At 69.6% G+C, this 19857-nt stretch carries 20 protein-coding genes; 5 read left to right on the top strand and 15 right to left on the bottom strand.

What is annotated here, in order from left to right:
* Nucleotides 1–10: 10 nt before the first annotated feature.
* Nucleotides 11–979: an ABC transporter permease gene (locus tag ACGFJ2_RS16980; RefSeq protein WP_357952431.1), complete on the bottom strand. Its 969-nt coding sequence runs from the start codon at nucleotides 977–979 to the stop codon at nucleotides 11–13.
* On the bottom strand, nucleotides 958–2673 hold the full coding sequence (locus ACGFJ2_RS16985) for an ABC transporter substrate-binding protein (RefSeq protein WP_357952430.1): 1716 nt from the start codon (nucleotides 2671–2673) through the stop codon (nucleotides 958–960). Before ACGFJ2_RS16985 ends, ACGFJ2_RS16980 begins: the two co-directional genes overlap by 22 nt.
* A gap of 191 nt (nucleotides 2674–2864) precedes the next feature.
* Between ACGFJ2_RS16985 and ACGFJ2_RS16990 the strand changes: the two genes are divergently transcribed.
* Complete coding sequence (locus ACGFJ2_RS16990; RefSeq protein ID WP_358173437.1) at nucleotides 2865–3935, top strand: LLM class flavin-dependent oxidoreductase; 1071 nt, start codon at nucleotides 2865–2867, stop codon at nucleotides 3933–3935.
* Here the strand turns inward: ACGFJ2_RS16990 and ACGFJ2_RS16995 are convergent.
* Genes ACGFJ2_RS16995 through ACGFJ2_RS17005 form a run of 3 tightly spaced genes read right to left on the bottom strand, consistent with a single transcriptional unit; the run spans nucleotide 3880 to nucleotide 6463 of the window.
* A complete protein-coding gene (locus ACGFJ2_RS16995; RefSeq protein ID WP_357952428.1) occupies nucleotides 3880–4611 on the bottom strand; it encodes an ABC transporter ATP-binding protein in 732 nt (243 codons plus the stop codon). The two genes, ACGFJ2_RS16990 and ACGFJ2_RS16995, sit on opposite strands and share 56 nt — an antisense overlap.
* Nucleotides 4587–5411 carry an ABC transporter permease gene (locus ACGFJ2_RS17000; protein ID WP_357952427.1) on the bottom strand — a complete coding sequence of 275 codons (825 nt, stop codon included), beginning with the start codon at nucleotides 5409–5411 and terminating at the stop codon, nucleotides 4587–4589. The genes ACGFJ2_RS16995 and ACGFJ2_RS17000 overlap by 25 nt, the downstream gene beginning before the upstream one ends.
* Complete coding sequence (locus tag ACGFJ2_RS17005) at nucleotides 5411–6463, bottom strand: ABC transporter substrate-binding protein (protein ID WP_357952426.1); 1053 nt, start codon at nucleotides 6461–6463, stop codon at nucleotides 5411–5413. Before ACGFJ2_RS17005 ends, ACGFJ2_RS17000 begins: the two co-directional genes overlap by 1 nt.
* 290 nt (nucleotides 6464–6753) lie before the next feature.
* Here ACGFJ2_RS17005 and ACGFJ2_RS17010 point away from each other — a divergent pair, with 290 nt between their 5' ends.
* Nucleotides 6754–7701, top strand: coding sequence for a TauD/TfdA family dioxygenase (locus tag ACGFJ2_RS17010; protein WP_357952424.1), 948 nt, complete (start codon nucleotides 6754–6756; stop codon nucleotides 7699–7701).
* Nucleotides 7702–8041: 340 nt separating this feature from the next.
* On the opposite strand, the gene ACGFJ2_RS17015 is transcribed toward ACGFJ2_RS17010, so the two are convergent.
* Nucleotides 8042–9034, bottom strand: a complete 993-nt coding sequence (locus ACGFJ2_RS17015; protein ID WP_393469044.1) for a hypothetical protein — start codon at nucleotides 9032–9034, stop codon at nucleotides 8042–8044.
* 303 nt (nucleotides 9035–9337) lie between these two features.
* Here ACGFJ2_RS17015 and ACGFJ2_RS17020 point away from each other — a divergent pair, with 303 nt between their 5' ends.
* Nucleotides 9338–9592, top strand: coding sequence for a hypothetical protein (locus ACGFJ2_RS17020; protein WP_357952422.1), 255 nt, complete (start codon nucleotides 9338–9340; stop codon nucleotides 9590–9592).
* Between the two features lie 22 nt (nucleotides 9593–9614).
* Complete coding sequence (locus ACGFJ2_RS17025) at nucleotides 9615–10454, top strand: hypothetical protein (protein ID WP_393469047.1); 840 nt, start codon at nucleotides 9615–9617, stop codon at nucleotides 10452–10454.
* A gap of 51 nt (nucleotides 10455–10505) precedes the next feature.
* Here ACGFJ2_RS17025 and ACGFJ2_RS17030 read toward each other — a convergent pair whose 3' ends face one another.
* The 5 genes from ACGFJ2_RS17030 to ACGFJ2_RS17050 all read right to left on the bottom strand — a co-directional run bounded on the left by ACGFJ2_RS17030 (nucleotide 10506) and on the right by ACGFJ2_RS17050 (nucleotide 15526).
* Nucleotides 10506–10805 carry a hypothetical protein gene (locus ACGFJ2_RS17030; protein ID WP_357952420.1) on the bottom strand — a complete coding sequence of 100 codons (300 nt, stop codon included), beginning with the start codon at nucleotides 10803–10805 and terminating at the stop codon, nucleotides 10506–10508.
* Nucleotides 10806–10814: 9 nt separating this feature from the next.
* Nucleotides 10815–11810, bottom strand: a complete 996-nt coding sequence (locus ACGFJ2_RS17035; protein ID WP_357952419.1) for a pectinesterase family protein — start codon at nucleotides 11808–11810, stop codon at nucleotides 10815–10817.
* A gap of 166 nt (nucleotides 11811–11976) precedes the next feature.
* Nucleotides 11977–13728, bottom strand: a complete 1752-nt coding sequence (locus ACGFJ2_RS17040; protein WP_393470016.1) for an acetyl/propionyl/methylcrotonyl-CoA carboxylase subunit alpha — start codon at nucleotides 13726–13728, stop codon at nucleotides 11977–11979.
* 2 nt (nucleotides 13729–13730) lie between these two features.
* Nucleotides 13731–13991 carry an acyl-CoA carboxylase subunit epsilon gene (locus tag ACGFJ2_RS17045; protein ID WP_393469050.1) on the bottom strand — a complete coding sequence of 87 codons (261 nt, stop codon included), beginning with the start codon at nucleotides 13989–13991 and terminating at the stop codon, nucleotides 13731–13733.
* A complete protein-coding gene (locus ACGFJ2_RS17050) occupies nucleotides 13988–15526 on the bottom strand; it encodes an acyl-CoA carboxylase subunit beta (protein WP_393469053.1) in 1539 nt (512 codons plus the stop codon). The genes ACGFJ2_RS17045 and ACGFJ2_RS17050 overlap by 4 nt, the downstream gene beginning before the upstream one ends.
* 88 nt (nucleotides 15527–15614) lie before the next feature.
* Between ACGFJ2_RS17050 and ACGFJ2_RS17055 the strand changes: the two genes are divergently transcribed.
* Nucleotides 15615–16289, top strand: a complete 675-nt coding sequence (locus ACGFJ2_RS17055) for a TetR family transcriptional regulator (RefSeq protein ID WP_358173446.1) — start codon at nucleotides 15615–15617, stop codon at nucleotides 16287–16289.
* A 6-nt stretch (nucleotides 16290–16295) separates the two neighbouring features.
* Here the strand turns inward: ACGFJ2_RS17055 and ACGFJ2_RS17060 are convergent, their stop codons facing one another.
* From ACGFJ2_RS17060 to ACGFJ2_RS17075, 4 genes are read right to left on the bottom strand one after another with little or no spacing between them, the layout of a single operon-like run.
* The gene (locus tag ACGFJ2_RS17060) at nucleotides 16296–17132 is read right to left on the bottom strand and encodes a TIGR03617 family F420-dependent LLM class oxidoreductase (protein WP_393469056.1); all 837 of its coding nucleotides are present in this window, start codon (nucleotides 17130–17132) and stop codon (nucleotides 16296–16298) included.
* Nucleotides 17133–17141: 9 nt separating this feature from the next.
* The gene (locus ACGFJ2_RS17065; RefSeq protein WP_393469059.1) at nucleotides 17142–18716 is read right to left on the bottom strand and encodes an AMP-binding protein; all 1575 of its coding nucleotides are present in this window, start codon (nucleotides 18714–18716) and stop codon (nucleotides 17142–17144) included.
* Nucleotides 18717–18765: 49 nt separating this feature from the next.
* Nucleotides 18766–19683 (bottom strand): SDR family NAD(P)-dependent oxidoreductase, encoded by a 918-nt coding sequence (locus ACGFJ2_RS17070; protein WP_393469062.1) that lies wholly within the window; start codon nucleotides 19681–19683, stop codon nucleotides 18766–18768.
* A gap of 30 nt (nucleotides 19684–19713) precedes the next feature.
* A complete protein-coding gene (locus ACGFJ2_RS17075; RefSeq protein WP_357952411.1) occupies nucleotides 19714–19848 on the bottom strand; it encodes a hypothetical protein in 135 nt (44 codons plus the stop codon).
* Nucleotides 19849–19857 lie beyond the last annotated feature (9 nt).

Below are 19857 nucleotides of genomic sequence, written 5' to 3' on the forward strand. Positions count from 1 at the left end.
GAGATCCTCCTCACGTGGCAGCCAGGGTGGCCCGCAGCCGCGGGTCCAGCAGGGGGTAGATCAGATCGACGGTCAGGTTGATCAACGCGAAGCCCGCCGCCACGAGCACGACGATCCCCTGCACCAGCGGGACGTCCAGCGTGTTGATCGCGGCCTGCGTCATCCGGCCGATGCCCTTGCGGGCGAAGACGGTCTCGGTGATGACCGACCCGGCGATCAGGTTGCCGAACGTGATGCCGGCGATGGTGAGCGCCGGCAGACTGGCGTTGCGGAAGACGTCGCGGATGATGATGCCGCCGCGTGTGGCGCCCTTCGCTCGGCTCGTCGTGACATACCCGGCGTGGAGTTCGGTCGCGAAGCTGCGGACGAGGAGCTGCGCGATCGGACCGGAGACCGGGACGGCCAGCGTGATCAGCGGCAGGACGACACTCTTCGCACCGCTGTCGCCGAAGGCCGGGAACCAGCCCAGCCGGAACGAGAAGATCTGCAGCACCAGGATTCCGGACAGGAAGACCGGCACCGAGACCGCGCCCGACGGCAGTGCCTCGACCAGGTTGCGCAACCATTCACGGCGGGTCGCGGTCGCGGCGAGCGCGATCACGAAGCCGATCAGCACCGCCAGCGCGAGGGCGCCGGACGCCAGGACGAGGGTGCTCGGGAGCGCGTCGAGGATCGTGGCGGTGACCGATCGCCCCGACTGCACCGAGTCGCCGAAGTCGCCGGTCAACGCGTGACCCAGCCGGGCGAGGTACTGCAGGAGCACCGGCCGGTCGAAGCCGTAGCTCGCCGCCACCTGCTCGCGGACCTCCGGTGGGATGCTGTTGATCTCGGCGGGGTCGAAGAGCAGGTCCGCCGGGTCGGCCGGCAGCACGAACAGCAGGACGAAGGTCAGGGTGAACGCGGCCCACACCACGAACAGGGCGCGACCGGCCTTCAGTACCAGGTAGCGGGCCATCGTCACTTCCCGTTGCTCTTCCACGCGTCCACGAAGTGGTTGCGTGACTGGGCGTCGAAGACGATCCCGTGGACGTAGGCGGCGTGGGCGATCACCTGCGCCGGGTTGTAGACCGGGTTGACCAGCGCGTACTTGTCGAGCAAGAGGTCCTGCGCCGCCTTGGCGTACTGCTTGCGCGTGGCCGGGTCGAGCGTGAGGTCGAGCTTGCCCACGGTCCGCGTGACCTCGTCCACGTCGATCCCCGAGGAGTCCTTCGTGAGGTAGGTGACGTTGCCGAGCAGCGGGCTGTACTGAAGGTTGAGGACCGCCGGGTCGTTACGCGAGCGGTTGGACGCGGTGACGTTCCAGTCGGTCTTCGCCTTGGCCAGGCCGGCCGTGTAGTCAGGGATCGGGACGACCGTGAGCCGCAGGTCGACCCCGATCTTCTTCAGGTCCTGCTGGATCGACTCGTACGCCGGCTTGTTCACCACCAGGTTGCTGATGCCGAGCAGCTTGACCACGAGCGGCTTGCCGTCCTTGACCCGGATCCCGTCCGGGCCCTCCTTCCAGCCGGCCTCCTCCAGGAGGCGCTTCGCCTTCTCTGGGTCGTACTTCAGGACCGAGCCGCTGTAGTCGGCGTACCCGGTGACCGACGGCTCCAGGACCGAGGTCGCGACGGAGTAGGAGTCGGTGAGCACCGTCTTCTTGATCGCCTCACGGTCCCAGCCGAGCTGGATCGCCTTGCGGACCGCGATGTCGCTGGTCGGGAACAGCTGGGAGTTGAAGTTGAACAGGATGGCAGTGCCTGAGACGGCCCGATGGATGATCGTGAAACCCTGGTCGGCCAGTGACTTCTCGTCCGTGGTGCCCACGTCGAGGGTGGCGTCGATCGCGCCGGAGGCCAGCGAGCCGGTCCGGACGCTGGCCTCCGGAATCGTGTTGAACACGATCTTGTCCAGGTACGCCTCACTCTTGTGCCCGAGCGACGGCGGGGACCAGTTGTAGCCCTTGCGCTTGACCAGGACGGTCTTGACCTGCGGTTCCCACGACTCGTACACGAACGGGCCGGTGCCGATCACCTTCTTCGGGTCGGTCCGCTCCTTCGCGCTCAGCCGCAGCGTCGAGAGCGACAGGAAGCCGGGCTGCGCGTTGGCGGTGAAGGAGGAGGCCTGCAGGAAGCTCGCGAGCGGCTGCTTGAACCGCACGACGGCGGTGTAGCGGTCGGGAGTCTTCGTCTCGATGTACCCGGACAGCAGGGCGGCGCCGTTGGGGTTGATGCCCAGCTTCTCGTCGCCGTGCACGTACTGGTCGAAGTTGGCCTTGACCACTTCGGCGTCGAACGGGGTGCCGTCGCTGAAGGTGACGTCCTCGCGCAGGTGGAAGGTGAACTCGGTCAGGTCCTTGTTGTACTCCCACGACCGCGCCAGCCACGGCGTGATCTCACCGGTCTTCGGGTCCTGCCAGGTCAGCTTGTCGGTGATGTTGTTGCCGATGAGCGACTCAGCGTAGTTGGTGCCCCATTGCGGGTCCGGGCTGCGCTGGTAGTCGATCAGCGCGAACTGCAGCGTGCCGCCGCCGACGGGTGCGTTGGCGGTGGCGTTGCCGCCGCCGGAGCCGTCGCCCCGGGTGAGGGCGAAGCCGGTGCCGGCGATGAGGAGGACGGCGACGACGGCGGCGATCCAGGGCCACTTCTTGCGTCCCGGCGCGGAGCGTTCGATGGAACTGCGAAGGTCGGACATGAGCTTTCCTCGTACTTGATGCTCGGTGGGCAAAGGGTGCGAAAGCCGGTCAGCGCTGACACAGCGCGCCGGCGAAGAAAGCGAAGTCGATCTCGCGCCTGGAGTACCGAAGTGGCCTGAACACAATCTACACTTTACCTACATGAACAGTAGGTTTTTAGGTGATCTGAGTCACAGAAGGAGAGTCCCCGATGAGCGTCCACTTCCTCTGGTACATCCCGAACCAGGGCCGACCCGGGCACCGGGGCGACGACGTCGTCGCGAACCACAACAGCCTGGAGACCCTCACCGGCCAGGCGAAAGCCCTGGAGAAGCACGGGTGGGGCGGGGCGCTCATCGGCACCGGCTGGGGTCGGCCCGACACTTTCACGGTCGCCGCCGCCCTGGCCGCGCAGACGACGACGTTCCAGCCGCTGATCGCGATCCGGCCCGGTTACTGGCGGCCGGCCAACTTCGCCGCCGCCGCCGCGACCCTGGACCATCTCACCGAGGGCCGCGTGCTGGTCAACATCGTGTCGGGCAAGGACAACCTGGCGGCCTACGGTGACAGCGAAGGCGACCAGGCTCACCGCTACGCCCGTACGAAGGAGTTCATCCAGATCGTGCGCCGGCTGTGGACCGAGGAGAACGTCACCTACCAGGGCGAGCATTTCAGGGTCACCGATTCCACGGCGGTGCCGCGGCCGGTCGTCCGGGGCGAACGCACGCACCCCCGGCTCTACTTCGGCGGCGCCTCCGAAGCCGCGGAGAACGTGGCCGCCACCGAGGCCGACGTCCAGCTCTTCTGGGGCGAGCCCCTCGACGGCGTCGCCGCGCGGATCGAGCGGCTCAAGCGGCTCAGCGAGCGACTCGACCGCGAACACCCTCCGCTGGAGTTCGGGCTGCGGATCACCACCCTGGTACGCGACACCACCGAACAGGCCTGGGCCGACGCCGAGGCCAAGGTCGCGGAGATGGCGAAGGGGAGCATCTCCCGTGACCCCAACCGGCACGCCGCCGTCGGTCAGCAGCGCCTGCTCGACCTGGCCGCGCGGGGAGAGGTGCTCGACGACAACCTCTACACCGCCCCCGGCAAGTTCGGCGGCGGCGGCGCGGGCACCACCTGGCTGGTCGGCTCGGCCGAGGACGTGGCCAAGTCGCTGCGCAAATACCAGGCGCTCGGCATCACCCACTTCGTCCTGTCCGACACCCCCTATCTGCCGGAGATCAAACGGCAGGGTGAGCAACTCCTGCCGCTGCTCCGCGAACGGTCGACAAGGTAACGCCGAGCGTCCGCAGCAGCTCGGTCCGGAGTTCGGTGGCGCTCCTGCCCGCGTCGAGCCGCTGTTCGGCCGCGATCCTGCCCTGGTCCAGCACGAGAACGCGGTCGGCCAGCGCGATCGCCTCATCCACGTCGTGGGTGACGAGGAGGACGGCGGGGCGGTGCTGCTCGACCAGGCGGCGCAGCAGGCCGTGCATCTTGAGCCTGGTCAGAGCGTCGAGCGCGCCGAACGGTTCGTCGGCGAGCAGCAGCCGGGGCTCCCGTACGAGGGATCGCGCCAGTGCCACGCGCTGCTGCTCGCCCCCGGACAGCTCGTTCGGCCAAGCGCGTTCCCGCCCGGCCAGACCCACCTCCCGCAGGCTCTCCCTGCCCCTTTCCGCGGCGCCGTTCAGGCCGAGGATGACGTTGTCGAGCACCCGCTGCCAGGGCAGCAGCCTGGCGTCCTGGAAGACGACCGACACCTGCGCGGGCACCTCGACCAGCCCGTCCCCGGCCACGTCGCCGTCCAGCCCGGCCAGGGCGCGCAACAGCGTGCTCTTGCCGGATCCGCTCTGCCCCAGGAGGGCCACGAACTCCCCCAGCGCGATCTCCAGGTCCAGGCCGTCCAGGATGGTGCGGGCGCCGTAACGACGGGTCAGGGCCTGTACGCGGATCAGCTCGCCAACGTCCGTCGCCATGACAGTGCCCTCCTCTCCACCAGCCGGACCGCGGCGTCGGAGAAGAGCCCGAGCAGGCCGTACACGACGATGCCGACGAGGATGACGTCCGTCTGCCCGTACGTACGCGCCAGGTCCATCATGTAGCCGATGCCGCTGCTGGAGTTGACGAGCTCGGCCACGACCAGGAACAGCCAGGCCGTCGTGACCGCGAACCGCAGGCCGAGCAGGAATCCCGGCAGCGCGCCCGGCAGGACCACCTTCCGCACGAACGCGCCGCGCCCGAGATCGACCGTCTCGGCGAGCTCGACGTAACGGCTGTCGATGCCGCGCAGCCCGTTGTGGGTGTGGATGTAGATGGGTACGAGCACGCCGACGGCGATGAGGGTCACCTTCATCCCCTCGCCGATGCCCAGCCACAGGACCAGCAGCGGCATCAGTGCGAGCGCGGGGATGGCCCGCTTGATCTGGATGGGCCCGTCGATCACCGCCTCGCCCCAGCGGTTCAGCCCGGACACCAGCGCGAGCAGCGTCCCGAGCGGCACGCCGATGGCCAGCCCGGCTCCGACGCGCTGGACCGACGCCAGCAGGTTGTCCTGGAGACGGCCGGTCTCGACCAGGTCGGCCGCCGTGGTGAGCACCATCCACGGCGCGGACAGGAACCGGGGATCCAGCCGGCCCGATGCCGAGGACGCCGCCCATAACGCGAGCAGGAGCACCGGCCCCACCAGGAACCCGAACTTGATCGGGCGGCCGGGCCGCAGGCGGCGCCGGTTCCTGGCGCGGGCGACCGTGGCGCGGCGGGAGGTGACGAGCGTCATCACGCACCGCCCTTGATCGCGTCCGCGCCGACCGCCTGGTAGCGCAGGTCGTAGAGGTCCTGGGCCTTCAGCGGTGGGTTCCCGGTCTCCTTGGCCAGGATGTCGATCGTCTCCTGGTGCCGGGCGATGGCCTGCGACCAGTCGGCGGGGATGTCGGGCTCGCCCGCCAGATCGACCAGGTACTGGCCGTCGGCGGCGGTGAGACCCTGGTCCTTCACGTAGTAGCCCTCGATCCACTCCTTTGGATGCTGGTAGACCCAGATCGAGGCCCTGGCCCACGCCGCGACGTACTCGCGGATCGCGGCGGCCTTGGCCGGGTCCCGCAGCGTGACCGTCCGCACGTACAGGTGGGCCGGATCGTCGCGCAGCCCGTGGCGGAGAGTCGTCGCGCCGTCCTTGCCGAACTTGGCCGCGTATCGCTTGATGTTGACGCCGCCGATCGGGGCCACGTCCACCTGCTTGGCGGCCAGGGCGTTGGGATAGACGTCGCCGGTGCTCGGCAGCTCGACCAGCGTGACGTTCGCTTTGGTGAGCCCTGCCTGCTTCAGCACTTTGAGCACCAGCGCGCCCTGCGCCTGGCCTGGACTGTAGGCGATCTTCTTGCCCCGCAGATCGGCGAGGGTCTTCACGCTCACGCCCGGCGCGATGCCCAGCTCGTACGTGGGATGCTTCAGCGGATCCTTGCGGAACTTCGAAGCCACGATCTTCACCGGCAGGCCGGTCCAGGTGGCGTGGATGGGCGGAATCTCCGCCACCGCGCCCACATCCAGCGCGCCGGCCCGGAACGCCTCGCTCGTCTGCGGGCCACCGCTGATGTTGGCCCACTCGATGTCGAACGAGAACTTGTCGATCTCACCGGACAACTGCAGCGCCACCTTCGTCTGCGGATCTCCGACGATCAGCTTGGTGCCCTTGGGGACGGAGTTCGGCAGCGGCGCGTCCGTCGCGAGCGCCGCCGCGGGTCGTTCCGGCTCGCCGCCCTGGGCACACCCGGTCAGCGCGACGAGCAGGAACGCGGCGAGCGCGGGTCTCAAGAGGGAGGAAACAGGCATACGACATGCCCTTCAGATGCGGAGGGATCAAGAGCCTGCTCTCACCATAAGCACGCCCTCAGGCTAAAGCAACATTCCCTACAGGTTATACATGAATTTCCGCATTCCCTATTGCATGTGTGGGGAATGTCGCGGAAGATCTGGGCTGTGAAGAGCAGTGAGCTTCTGGTGGCTCGCCTCCACGTCGATCTCAGGCGGCAGGCGAGCGCGCTCTGTGCCATGCGGTGACCTCAGGGTCCCGCACCCCCGTCTCCCCTTTTCACACTCCACGATCCGAGGAGCGCTTCAGCATGCCCATTCTCACGATCAAGCGCGTAGCCGGGTACATCGGTGCCGAGATCAGCGGCATCGACCTGGCCCACCCCCTGGACCCCTCCACAGTGGCGGAGATCCGTCAGGCACTGCTCGCCCACAAGGTCGTCTTCTTCCGCGGCCAGACCCTCGACCACGCCGGGCAGATCGCCTTCGCCCGCCAGTTCGGGGAGCTGACACACGCCCACCCGCACGAGGACGCCCCACCGGAGGACTTCCCGCAGATCCTCACCATCGATCCACGCCGCTACGAGGAGCGGTACGGCCCTGGATACCGCCAGCTCTCCCGCAAGCGTCGCTACTCCTACAACGCCGGCTGGCACACCGACGTCACCGCCGCCGTCAACCCGCCCGCCGCCTCGATCCTGCGGGCCGAGACCGTGCCGGAGTTCGGCGGCGACACCCAGTGGACCAACCTGGTCGCCGCGTACGAAGGCTTGTCCGAGCCGCTGCGGGCCTTCGTGGACGAACTACGCGCCGAGCACCGCTTCCTGGCCGGGTACCAGCCGGCCGAACAGGACGGCAAGCTCGTCAAGCGGATCAACGACAACCTGCTGGTGTCGGTACACCCGGTGGTGCGGGTGCACCCGGAGACGGGCGAGCGCGCGCTGTTCGTCAACCCGGGGTTCACCGATCACATCGTCGGCCTGTCCGCGCCGGAGAGCCGACGCGTCCTGGGCCTGCTCTATGAGCAGATCACCCGGCCTGAGTACACGGTCCGCTTCCGCTGGCAGCCGGGCAGCATCGCGTTCTGGGACAACCGGGCCACCGCCCACCTGGCCCCGTCGGACCTCGACCACCTCGACGTCCAGCGGACGCTGCACCGGGTCACACTGATCGGTGACCGCCCGGTCGGGCCGAGCGGCTTCGTCTCCGAGATCGTCGCCGGGCGGGAGTTCAGGGCCGAATCCCTCGTCATCGCCTGACGACCCGACAGGGCCGAATCCCTCGTCGTCGTCTGGCGACCCGAGAGCGTGCGGGCGGCGCCGGGGATCGACCGCCCGCACCCCCATTCGCGGGCAGGGACGCCTCAAGCCTTTCAGCGCACCGTTGAGACCAGGCCGGGTGGGCTTCGGCCAGCTCTCTTTCATGGCTGTATTCGGCCACCAGCACAGCCACGTCCTCAGGCAAGTCGAGAACTAACTCCACGCCGGGGGTGTTCTCAGGCCACTCAGAAGATCGTGGAAAGCGCGCTCGTCTGAGTGGCGCGCCGGCGCATCACCCGCCGTCGACGTGGGCGCCCACGGGGCGCCCTCGCCTTCGTGATCAGTTGCCGCGAAGCACCGTCGTGGCCTTGTTACCGGCATAGTCCTCCAGGATGGCGACCACCTTGCTGGTGGCGCCGGACATGGTCACCGTCTCCGCGGCACGCGTGGTGCGGCCACGGATGATGTACGGCTTGGCATCCGAGCCGTACGTCGTCGTGAACGACTTCGCCTGGCCGTCCTCAAGGATGGTCAGGGTGTGCCAGTCCGGAAGCGTCGGCCGGGAGAACGTGAAGGTGTTCCCGTTGATCGCCACCGCCGAGGCCGGGTAGGGGCTGATCTCGGTGTCGGCGAACGTCCCGCGTACCCCGGTGACCGTGCCCGTTCCCGCCCGCAGGGTCAGGAGGTAGCCGTCGCCGTTGACGGGTACGCCGGTCAGCGTCGTGCTCGAGCTCGTTCCGGGGACTTGGACCTCCTTGGTGTACGGGTGGGCGGTGTCGAGGCTTTGGACCTTCAGCGTGATGGGCTGCCCGCTCGCCGGAGGCGTCCAGGTGGCCGTCAGCGTGCCGTCCGGCTTCGCCGACGCCTGCGCCTTGCCCGGTGCCGTGGACAGGTCGAACGACGTGGTCGCGGCCGGGCTCTCCGACCCGTCCGGGCCGACCGCCACCAGCTTGATCGTGCCCGACGTGGCCGTGAAGCGCTTGACGTAGTAGACGTCGTCGTAGGCGCCGCCGAGATAGGTGTCGTCCAGGTAGACGTCGTAGCGGCGTACCTTGTCGTAGGCGGAGCGCTTCCAGGACAGGAACAGTTCGCCGGTCGCGGGGAGCAGCTGGGTGATGCGCAGGTCCTGCGGCGCGGCGGGGGTGTGGTTCGTGCCGTCGCGCAGGGCCAGTGCGCCGAGGTTGACCTGGTATCCCGTGATGGGGCGGGCGCCGGCGGCGACGATCAGGCCGAGCGCGGCCACCTTCTGACCGGCGTACGCCGACAGGTCAGCCGACCGGGTCGTCCAGCCCGTGGTGCGCCGGCCCGAGCCGGCCAGCGGGACCTGGATCACCTTGGCCGGATCGGAGGCGAGGACCAGGCCGAGCCGGAGTTCGCCCCACTCCTGCTGATTGGACAGCCGGCCCTTGGTCCAGGTGGACAGGCCGTGGCCGGTGTTGAAGGAGGTGGCGAACGTGGTGCCGCCGATGACGGAGCGTTCGGCGACGTACTTGGAGATTCCCTTCCAGGTGACCTCCGGCGTGGTGGTGCCGGCGGAGGAGCCGGCATCCGGCGACCCGCTGGGCGGCGGCCGACGACGCGACCTACCCGATCACGCTCGACATCGACTTCGGCCGCGGCCACCACCTTCGACGAGGTGGACCTCGACGAGTACACCGACTCAGGCACCAACCCGCGCGTCCAGACCTTCGAAGTGCGGCGATGGGACGCCGGGACCGGTGCCTGGGTGACGTTCGCGAGCCGGGCCAACGGCATCGGATACGACCTGGCCGTGACCGGTTTCGGCAGCGTCACGGCCTCCCGGCTCCGGGTGGCGCTCATCGGGAAGGTGCCGACGGAGGTGTATACCCCGACGCTGACCGAGATCGCCGTTCACCGGGCTGGCGAGTAGGTCTGATCGCTAATGTACCGAGATGAGTGAAGCGTTCCCCAGGCATGTGCTGTGCGTACTCGGCTCCGGGCTGGCCCTTTCCGAGATGGAACGGATCGCGTCCGGCTTCGGCGGGTTTGTCCTCGACCGTGAGTACTCCGAGGCCGAACCCGACCCCCGGATGCCGGAGGCGTTCGAGGCCAGCATGGCGGCGGCCTCGTTCGACGAGGCGGACTGGGCCGCGGTCGAGTCGCACGACACGGTCGGCTATCTGCTGTCCATGCCGATGATGCGGGAGCTGGCGTTCGACACGTCCCGGCGGCTGCTGGCGGTGACGGCCGCGCTCCTGCGGTCCGGCGCCACGGCGGTGAAGAACGAGAGCAGCGGGATCACGCACGGCCGGGACCGGTGGCTCGCACTGGCGGACCAAGCGGCCGACATCCGGGAGGAGAGCCTGGCCGATCGAGCGGCCATCGCCACGCCCGAGGGCCTGGCCGACATCACGGACGAGGGCCTGGCCGACGTCACGGATGAAGGCCTGGCCGGCGCGCTCGTCGCCGCCTGGGTGAAGCGGCCGATCTACGACGGCCAGGTGCTCTACAGCTGCGGCATGCACCTGCTCGGCGCGCCCGAGGTGGAGATCGAGGTCGGTGCGGTGCCGCCGGCGAAGGACGAGCTGCCTGAGCTGGTCGCGCACCTGGACACGCTGGCGATCTACCTGCTGACCGATCCGCGCGCGGCGGAGATCGAGGACGGCGCCGGGTTCCGGATGGCCGAGGACGCGCCCCGCCGGCTGCTGCGCACCGGCACCTGCGACCGTTACGACGAGGACGATCTGTTCTTCAACCCGTACGGATACGTCCGGCTGACCCATGCGCGCTGACGGGCCGCCCGCGTCACAGGTGATGGACGCGCGCGGCCCGCGACGCGAGCGTCAGGTGCCGATGTTCGCCTGGGGTCCCGCGTAGGTCCTGAGCAGGGACGGGACATCGGCGGCCGGGTCGAGGGTGTAGGAGTAGAAGGACCCGGGGTTGAAGGCCGAGCCGGTGGTGGTGCTCAGCCCGTTTCCGCTGGTGGCGGCGAAACCGTCGGCGGTGCTCGGCCAGGTACGGGCGGCGCTCACTGGGTCGAAGGCCCCTCCGTCGGCGGCAGGGGAGGTCGCTTGAGCGGGCGCGGCGGCCACCCCGAGCGCGGCCAGGACGGTCAGCATGGTGAGTGTTGCACGGAAGTTCATGATCGTCCTTCAGGAGATGGGGTTCCAGCCGTCGGAGCCGGCCAGGTACTTCTGGGGCGTGTAGTTCGCGGCCTGGGCGTCGCTGTACTGCGGCCGGTTGGCGTTCGAGCCGGCGCCCGAGCCGGTGTTCCGGTACTCGAAGAAGCGGGCGTTCTTCCATGAGTTGCCGGACATGTCGGTCCACGGCTGGGCGGTTTTGATCACCGAGCTGAGCGTGGACTCCCGGTAGAGCACCTGGGCATTGGGCCGCCAGGGACGGCCCAGCGTGGTGGTCCCGGCCGAGGACCCTCCGGAGATCCGCGACTTGTAGAACAGGAAGCCGTAGGTCTTGGCCGCGTCGGTGCTCGCGGCCGTGATCGGGCCGCCGGTGCTGCGTTTCTCGTAGACGTCGCAGTTGTCGAAGACGATGGTGCCGCCGCCGAAGACGAAGTCGACGGTGCCCTCGACGTAGGAACCGGCGACGTAGGCGCGGGCCGCGTTGTTGACCAGGAAGGTGTCCTGGTCGCCGAGCAGGCGTACGTTGCGCAGGACCGCGCGGTCGGCGTTCAGGTTGAGCGCGACCGCCTGGTGGCCGGTGACGTTCGGGTTCTCGTCGAAGTCGTTGGAGATCGTCAGGTTGGTGGCGATGAAGTCGTGGCCGTCGACGAACGCGGTGGCGCTGTTGAATGTCCCGTACTGGCCCGCATAGTGATTGTTAACGATCACAGTCTGGGCCGCCGAAGAACCGAGTCCTTGGAGCGTGATGTACGGCTTGTTCGAGGGGACCCGGACGATCTCGCGATACGACCCGGCCGCGATGGTGATCGTCACCCGGCCGGCGTTGCCCGCGGGCACGGCGTCGATGGCGGCCTGCACGGTCCGGTAGGTGCCGGAGCCGTCCGCCGCCACGGTGGGCTTGGCCAGGGAATCGAAGGTGTCGGTGTCGGCCGCCGCCTGCGGTACGGCTCCGCACACCATCGCCGTGGCCGCCAGCAAGGCGGCGCCTGCATGCTTGCGTACGAACATGTCGCGTTCCCCTTCCTCTCGTCGTCACCGAGGAAGAGGCACCTTGACCGGGAAGTCAACTCAACAAGGGCAGGCGAGTCGAAATCCCAAGGTCACGCGTGAAGCTTTCAGGCGGGGAGCGGTAGTGGCGCGGACGCCTCGGCGATCAGCTGCCGGGTCGACGGGGTCACGACGGGTCCTTGATCTCGCAGATCACCGCGCCTGCCGCGACCGTGGCGCCCACCTGGGCGGACATCCCCACCACGGTGCCGTCCTTGTGGGCGGTGAGCGGCTGCTCCATCTTCATGGCCTCCAGGACCACGATGGTGTCGCCCTCGCGCACGGTGTCGCCGTCGGCGGCCACCAGCTTGACGATGGTGCCCTGCATCGGGCTGACCAGGGCGTCTCCGCTGGGCGCGGACCGTACGGCGCTCGCGCCTCGGCGCCGGGGGGCGGCGCCCCTGGGCGGGCCGGCGCTCCGCGAACCGCCGAGCCCGGCGGGCAGGACGACTTCCAGGCGCTTGCCCGCCACCTCGACGGTGATCCGGTCCCGCTCCACCGGTTCCGCCGTGGCGGCCGGTCCGGCGTAGGGGGTGAGGTGGTTGTCGAACTCGGTCTCGATCCAGCGGGTGTGGACGGTGAACGGCTCGGCGGTGAACGCCGGATCGTCCACGACCGCCCGGTGGAAGGGCAGCGCGGTGGGCATGCCGTCGACCTCGAACTCGGCCAACGCCCGGCGGGCGCGCTGGAGCGCCTGCTCGCGGGTGGCGCCGGTGACGATCAGCTTGGCGACCAGGGAGTCGAAGGAGCCGGGCACGGTCTCGCCCTGCTCGTAGCCGCCGTCGAGACGGACGCCGGGGCCTGAGGGGGCGTGCCAGCGGGTGATCGTGCCGGGGGCGGGCAGGAAGCCGCGGCCGGGGTCCTCGGCGTTGATCCGGAACTCGATCGAGTGGCCGCGAGCCGGCGGGTCGTCGTAGCCCAGCGGCTCGCCGTCGGCGACGCGGAACATCTCGCGTACGAGGTCGATGCCGGTGACCTCCTCGCTGACCGGGTGCTCGACCTGCAGGCGGGTGTTGACCTCCAGGAAGGAGATCGTGCCGTCCTGGCCGACGAGGAACTCGCAGGTCCCGGCGCCGACGTAGCCGGCCTCGCGCAGGATGGCCTTGGAGCTGTCGCGCAGCAGGGCCTCCTGCTCCGCGGTGAGGAACGGCGCGGGCGCCTCTTCGACCAGTTTCTGGTGGCGGCGCTGGAGCGAGCAGTCGCGGGTGCTGACCACGACCACGCCGCCGTGGGCGTCGGCCAGGCACTGGGTCTCGACGTGGCGGGGCCGGTCGAGGTAGCGCTCGACGAAGCACTCACCCCGCCCGAAGGCCGCCACCGCCTCGCGGACCGCACTGTCGTACAGGTCGGGGATCTCCTCCAGGGTGCGGGCGACCTTGAGGCCGCGCCCGCCACCGCCGAACGCCGCCTTGATGGCGATCGGCAGGCCATGCTCCCGCGCGAACGCCAGCACCTCGTCCGCCCCGGACACCGGGTCGGCCGTTCCGGCCACCAGCGGCGCCCCTACCTTCTGGGCGATGTGCCGGGCCTCCACCTTGTCGCCGAGGGCGGTGATCGCCACCGGGGGCGGGCCGATCCAGACCAGCCCGGCGTCGATGACCGCCTGGGCGAAGGCGGCGTTCTCCGCCAGAAAGCCATAACCGGGATGTACGGCATCGGCGCCCGACCGCGCCGCCACCTCGATGATCTTGTCGATCGACAGGTACGTCTCCCCCGGCGTGGCGCCGTCCAGCGCGTACGCCTCGTCGGCCATGCGGGCGTGCAGCGCGTCGCGGTCGGGATCGGCGTAGACGGCCACGCAGCCGATGCCGGCGTCCCGGCAGGCGCGGACGATGCGGACGGCGATCTCGCCGCGGTTGGCGATCAGCACTTTGCGCAGGCTCACAGGTGTCCTCCCAGGTTCCAGCTCGACTCCCGCCAGCCGCGCTGGCCTGGCACGAGGGGACGGCGCAGCACGCGCCGTGGGCGGGTGACGGCGGGTCGCGGAGCGTCGGCCGCCGGCCGCACCAGGCGCAGGGCCACGACCAGGGCGGCGAGCTCCTCCGGCGTCGGAGCACCCTTCACCACGCGCAACTCGACTTCGGGCGCCCGCTCGACGTCCTCGATCCCGGCTGCCCGCTCGACGTCCTCGATGTTGCTCACAGCGGTATGTTCCCGTGCTTCTTGGGCGGCAGGGCGTCGCGCTTGCCGCGCAGCAGCCGCAGCGCCCTGGTGACCTCGCGGCGGGTCTCGCTCGGCCGGATGACGGCGTCCACGTAGCCGCGTTCGGCCGCCAGGTATGGAGTCGCGAGGGTGTCCTCGTACTCGTGGACCAGCTCGGCGCGCAGCGCGTCGGGGTCGTCGGCGGCGGCCAGGCGTTTGCGGTGCAGGATGTTGACCGCGCCCTGGGCGCCCATGACCGCGATCTGGGCGGTGGACCAGGCCAGGTTGACGTCGGCGCCCAGGTGTTTGGAGCCCATCACGTCGTACGCGCCGCCGTAGGCCTTGCGGGTGATGACGGTGACGAGCGGGACGGTGGCCTCGCCGTAGGCGTACAGGAGTTTGGCGCCGCGCCGGATGATGCCGTTCCACTCTTGGTCGGTGCCGGGCAGGAAGCCGGGCACGTCCACCAGCGTGAGCACCGGGACGCTGAAGGCATCGCAGGTGCGTACGAACCGGGCGGCCTTCTCGGAGGCGTCGATGTCGAGCGTCCCGGCCAGCCGCATCGGCTGGTTGGCCACCACACCGACCGGCCGCCCCTCGATCCGGCCGAAGCCGACCACGATGTTGGGCGCGAACAGCCTCTGCACCTCCAGGAACTCGCCGTCGTCCAGCAGCGCGCCGATCACCTCGTGCATGTCGTACGGCTGGTTCGGCGAGTCCGGAACCAGCACGTCCAGCGCCAGGTCGTCGGCGGAAGGCTCCAGGTCCGCCTCGAACACCGGGTGCGGCGGCTCGTCGAGGTTGTTGTCCGGCAGGTACGACAGCAACGCCCGGACGTAGTCCAGCGCGTCGTCCTCGTCGTGCGCCAGATAGTGCGCGACGCCGCTGCGGCTGTTGTGCACCCGCCCGCCGCCGAGCTCCTCGAACGTGACGTCCTCGCCGGTCACGGTCTTGATCACGTCGGGGCCCGTGACGAACATGTGCGAGGACTCGTCCACCATGACCGTGAAGTCGGTGAGCGCCGGCGAGTACACGTGACCGCCCGCGCAGGCGCCCATGATGAGGGAGATCTGCGGGATCACGCCGGAGGCGCGGATGTTGCGGCGGAAGATCTCGCCGTACAGCCCGAGCGAGACCACACCCTCCTGGATGCGCGCCCCGGCGCCCTCGTTGATGCCGACGATCGGGCACCCGTTGCGCATCGCCAGGTCCATGACCTTGCAGATCTTCTGCCCGTACACCTCACCCAGACTGCCGCCCGCGACCGTGAAGTCCTGCGAGAACACGCACACCTGGCGGCCGTCCACCGTCCCGTACCCGGTCACCACGCCGTCGCCGTAACCGAGCGAACCCTTCATGAGGGCGTCCAGTTCGACGAACGAGCCGTCGTCCAGCAGCCGCTCGATCCGCTCGCGGGCGGTCAGCCTGCCCTTGGCGTGCTGCTTGGTCGCCGCCCGCGCCTCGGCGACGTGGACGGCCTCGTCGAGCCGCTCCTTCAGGCGGGCGAGGCTGCTCGCGGTGTCAGGTGGTCTCATCCATCACCGTCCATGGGACTGAGTTTCATAAGTACGGTACTGAGTTTCGTACGTTTTGGACACCCCTGAATCCGGAAGAATGGCCCCTGTGCCGAACCCGAGCATCAGCCACCGCCTGGCCGAAGCCGCCGTCGCCCTGTTCGACGAGAACGGCTACGACGCCACGACCGTGGACGACATCGCCGCCCGGGCGGGCGTGAGCCGCAGCACGTTCTTCCGCCATTACCACTCCAAGGAAGACGCGATCTTCCCCGACCACGACGCGCTGCTGGCCAAGATCGACACCCGCCTGCGCGCCTCCGCCGCCGACACCGCGATCGTGGCCATCACCGACGCCGTACGCCTGGTGCTCGCCCACTACGTCGACGACGCCGAGGTGTCGCTGCGCCGCTACCGCCTGGTCCGGGAGGTGCCCGCGCTGCGCGACCGGGAGATCGCCAGCGTGGCCCGCTACCAGCGGCTGTTCCGGGAGTTCGTCGGCGAATGGCTCGGCGACTCGCCCGACGCCGGACTGCGGGCCGAGCTCATGGCCGCCTCCGTCGTGGCGGCGCACAACCAGGTCCTGCGCGGCTGGCTGCGGGCAGGCGGCGCCTACGATCCCTTCGGGCTCCTGGACCACGCTCTCGGCTACGTCATCGCCACATTCCGCCACCTGGAGCAGCCCCAGGAGAAGGGCGAGCAGGTGGTGGTGGCCACCTTCAGCCGCTCGGCCTCGCCACGGGCCGTCATGGACGCCATCCAAGCCCACCTCGAGACCCGCTGAGGCGACCTATCGCTCACCTGCGGGCAGGGCCGGCTCTTCTGCGGGCAGGTCGGAGTCGTGGAGCGTGGCCACGGCCGCGCGGATCTCCGCCTCCGGTGTGCCCGCCGGTGGATGAAGGTGCACCTGGTCGACCAGCATCCGCCGCTGCTCGTCGACGGAGCCTTCCGGTGCGTACACGTGCGCGAAGCCGGGACAGTGGACGCTCACCTCTGACCGGTCACGGCCGCCCAGCTCCAGGCCCTCCTCCAGAGCCGGCAGGGTGACCTCGCGGAAATACCGTTCGGTGCTGAAGCCGTGCGGTATCAGCCCGTCCGCCACCTCACCGGCCAGCCGCGTCATGGCCGGGCCGACCGCGGCCAGGTGGATCGGCGGGTTGTCGTGACCGTGCGGCGCCGGGCGGAAGGTCGCCGTCATGAGCGTGTGCCGGTAGTACTCCCCCATGTGCCGCACCTCCTCGCCCTTGTTCCAGTCGTTCCAGATCGCGCGCAGGGCGGTGATGTACTCCCGCATCCGGGTCACCGGTTTGCCCCACTCCATGCTGAAGCGGCGGGTGATGTGGGGCTTGGTCTGGGTGCCGAGGCCGAGGAGGAAGCGCCCGCCGGAGAGCGCCTGAAGATCGTTGGTGACGTACGCCATTGCCATCGGCGTGCGCGCGAAGGCGACCGCGATGCCCGTCGCGAGCCGTACCCGGCTGGTCGCCTGGGCGGCCAGCGCCAGTGGCAGAAAGGGATCGTGATCGACCTCGGTGGTGGTGACGACGTCGAAGCCGGTCTCCTCGGCCCATCCGGCGAACCGCGCTACCTCTGACGACGGCGGGCCGCCGACGTGCACACCTACCTTCACCTGTACTCCTTACGTTGCTGGGTTGTTGATGTAGGCATCGCGCAGCTTGCGGCGTTGCAGCTTGCCCGTCTCGGTCCGCGGGAAGTCGGCGCGGAACTCGTACCGGCGCGGGATCTTGAACGAGGCCAGGAGCTCGGCGCAGTGCGCGCGGAGTTCGGCGGCCAGCTCGTCACCGGGCACCGCGCCGGCGGCCGGTTGAACGACCGCGAGCACGCTCTGACCCCAGTCCGGATCCGGCACGCCGATGACCGCGACGTCGGCGACGGCGGGATGCGTGATCAGGGCCTGCTCGATCTCGGCCGGATAGATGTTCACGCCGCCGGAGATGATCAGGTCCGTCCGCCGGTCCAGCAGGAACAGGTAACCGTCCTCATCGAAGTAGCCGTAGTCGCCGGCGGTGGCCAGGTCGCCCCGCCGCGCGGCCGCGGTCTTGTCCGAGTCGTTGTTGTACTCGAAGGCCGGCCGCCGCCCCGGCGTGCCGAAGTAGATCGTGCCCGCCTCCCCGACAGGCACCTCCTTGCCGTCCTCGTCGAGGATCTTCACGTCTGTGTTCGGCACCGGCCGTCCCACGGTGCCGGGCTTGCGCAGCCACTCCCGGGGGCTCACCAGGGAGACGCTGCCCTCGGTGGATCCCAGGTACTCCCACACCCGCGGGCCCAGCCACTCCATCATCTGCTGCTTGATCGGCACCGGGCACGGCGCCCCCGCGTGGATGACCGCCTCCAGGCTGGACAGGTCGTACGCGGACCGCACCTCCTCCGGCAGGCGCAGCAGGCGGTGGAAGTGCGTGGGAACCATGTGCACGCTGGTCACCCGATACTGCTCCACGGCCCGCAGCACACCCTCGGCATCGAACCTGTCCTGGAGCACCACCGTGTGGCCGAGGTGCAGGAAGCCGGAGGCGTGGCCGCCGGGCGCGGCGTGGTAGATCGGCGAGCACACCAGGTGCGCCCCCTCGGCCACGGTGACCTCGTAGCGGGAGACAAAGGCCGCGTACGACGTGATCGCCGCCTCCGGCAGGATGTCCGGCAGCGCGAACCGTACGCCCTTGGGGCTGCCCGTGGTGCCCGAGGTATAGCCCATGACGGACCCGAGCCGGCGCTGCGGCGGCGCGTCGGACGGCTCGCCCGCACCCAGCTCCGGGTAGGGCCGCCAGCCGTCCACCGCGCCGCCGACCACGAACCGGTGCTCCGGCAGCGACTCCGGCGGCAGCGTCGCCGCCTGCTCGGCGTCCATGACCACGACCTTGGCCCCGGAGTCGTGGATGATGTACCGCATCTCGGCCGGGGCCAGCCGCCAGTTCACCGGGACCAGGAACATCCCGACCTGCCCCAGGGCCAGCGACAGCTCCAGATACTCGTGACCGTTGTGCACCGCCACCGCCACGGCGTCACCCGCCGTGAGGCCGTGCGACCGCAGGGCGCGCGAGACGCGGTTGACCCGCGCCAGCAGTTCGCCGGAGGTGAGAGCCGATCCGTCCGGATCGATGATGGCCACCCGGCCGGGGTCGGCGGCGGCGATCTCGTAGAAGCCGATGGGTGCCGTGGGCGATGGGGTGGTACTCGATTGAGTATCAGGGGACATAGCGCTTCCCTCTCCTGTCGGCATGAAGGGGCCTAAGGTGATGCTCGGCTCACTTGGGGATTTGTGCCATGAAGAGCGATGGCGGAAGGCCGTCGGCCTTGGGGCGGAACGACGTCGCGACCTTGGCCGCGAGGTCCTGGAGGTCCCACGGGCCGTCCGAGGCGATGGTCTCGATGACCTCGGGGGTGTTCCACAACCTGACCTCGTAGCCGGCGGCGCCGAGCGTACGCCCCGAAAGCCAGTCCGACTCGGTGGAGGCGAGGTAGGTGACGATCGGCCCGATGTTGTCCGGCGACATGACCTCCGCGAGGCCGGAATCGTCGCCGAGCTTCTTGTCGTCCGGGACGGTGGCGGTCAGGCGGGTGGCGGCGCCGGGGGCGATGGCGTTCGCGGTCACGCCGTACCGGGCCAGGCCGTTGGCGAGTGAGGCGGTCAGGCCGATGATGCCCATCTTCGCGGCGGCGTAGTTGGGCTGGCCCGGGGAGCCCTGGAGCGCCGAGTCCGAGGTGAAGTTGATGACGCGGTAGTGGCCGTCCGGGTTGCGCTGCCCGCGCCAGTACGCGGCCGCGGGCTTGATCGTGCTGTAGTGGCCGCGCAGGTGTACCCGGATGACCGCGTCCCAGTCCTCCTCGGGCAGATTGAAGATCATCTTGTCGCGGAGGATGCCGGCGACGTTGACGACGATGTCGAGCCCGCCGTAGTTCTCCACGGCCAGGTCGACCAGGCGCCGGCCGGTCGCGGTCTCGGCGATGTCGCCGGCGTCGGCGACGGCCTGGCCGCCGAGGTCGTTGATCTCCTTGGCGATGTCCTGTACGGGACCGGCGTCGCCGCCCGTGCCGTCCGGGCCGGCGCCGAGGTCGTTGAGCACGAGCTTCGCGCCCTGGGCGGCGAACATCCGGCCGATGGAGGCGCCGATGCCGCGGCCCGCGCCGGTGATGATGGCGATCCTGCCGTCGAGAGCTCCCATGGAATGCCCTTCCTGTGTGCGCAGCGGTCGTTAGGACTGTTCAGTGGGGATCGGTTCCGTCAGGTAGGCGGGCATCGAGAGGGTGAGCATCATGGAGACGACCATGCCGCCGAAGGCCAGCACCGCGACGATCCGGCCGGGGCTGCTCGCGTTCGTGAGAGTCACGGGCTGGGG

This window comes from Nonomuraea sp. NPDC049028, from assembly GCF_043197735.1.
GTDB lineage: Bacteria > Actinomycetota > Actinomycetes > Streptosporangiales > Streptosporangiaceae > Nonomuraea.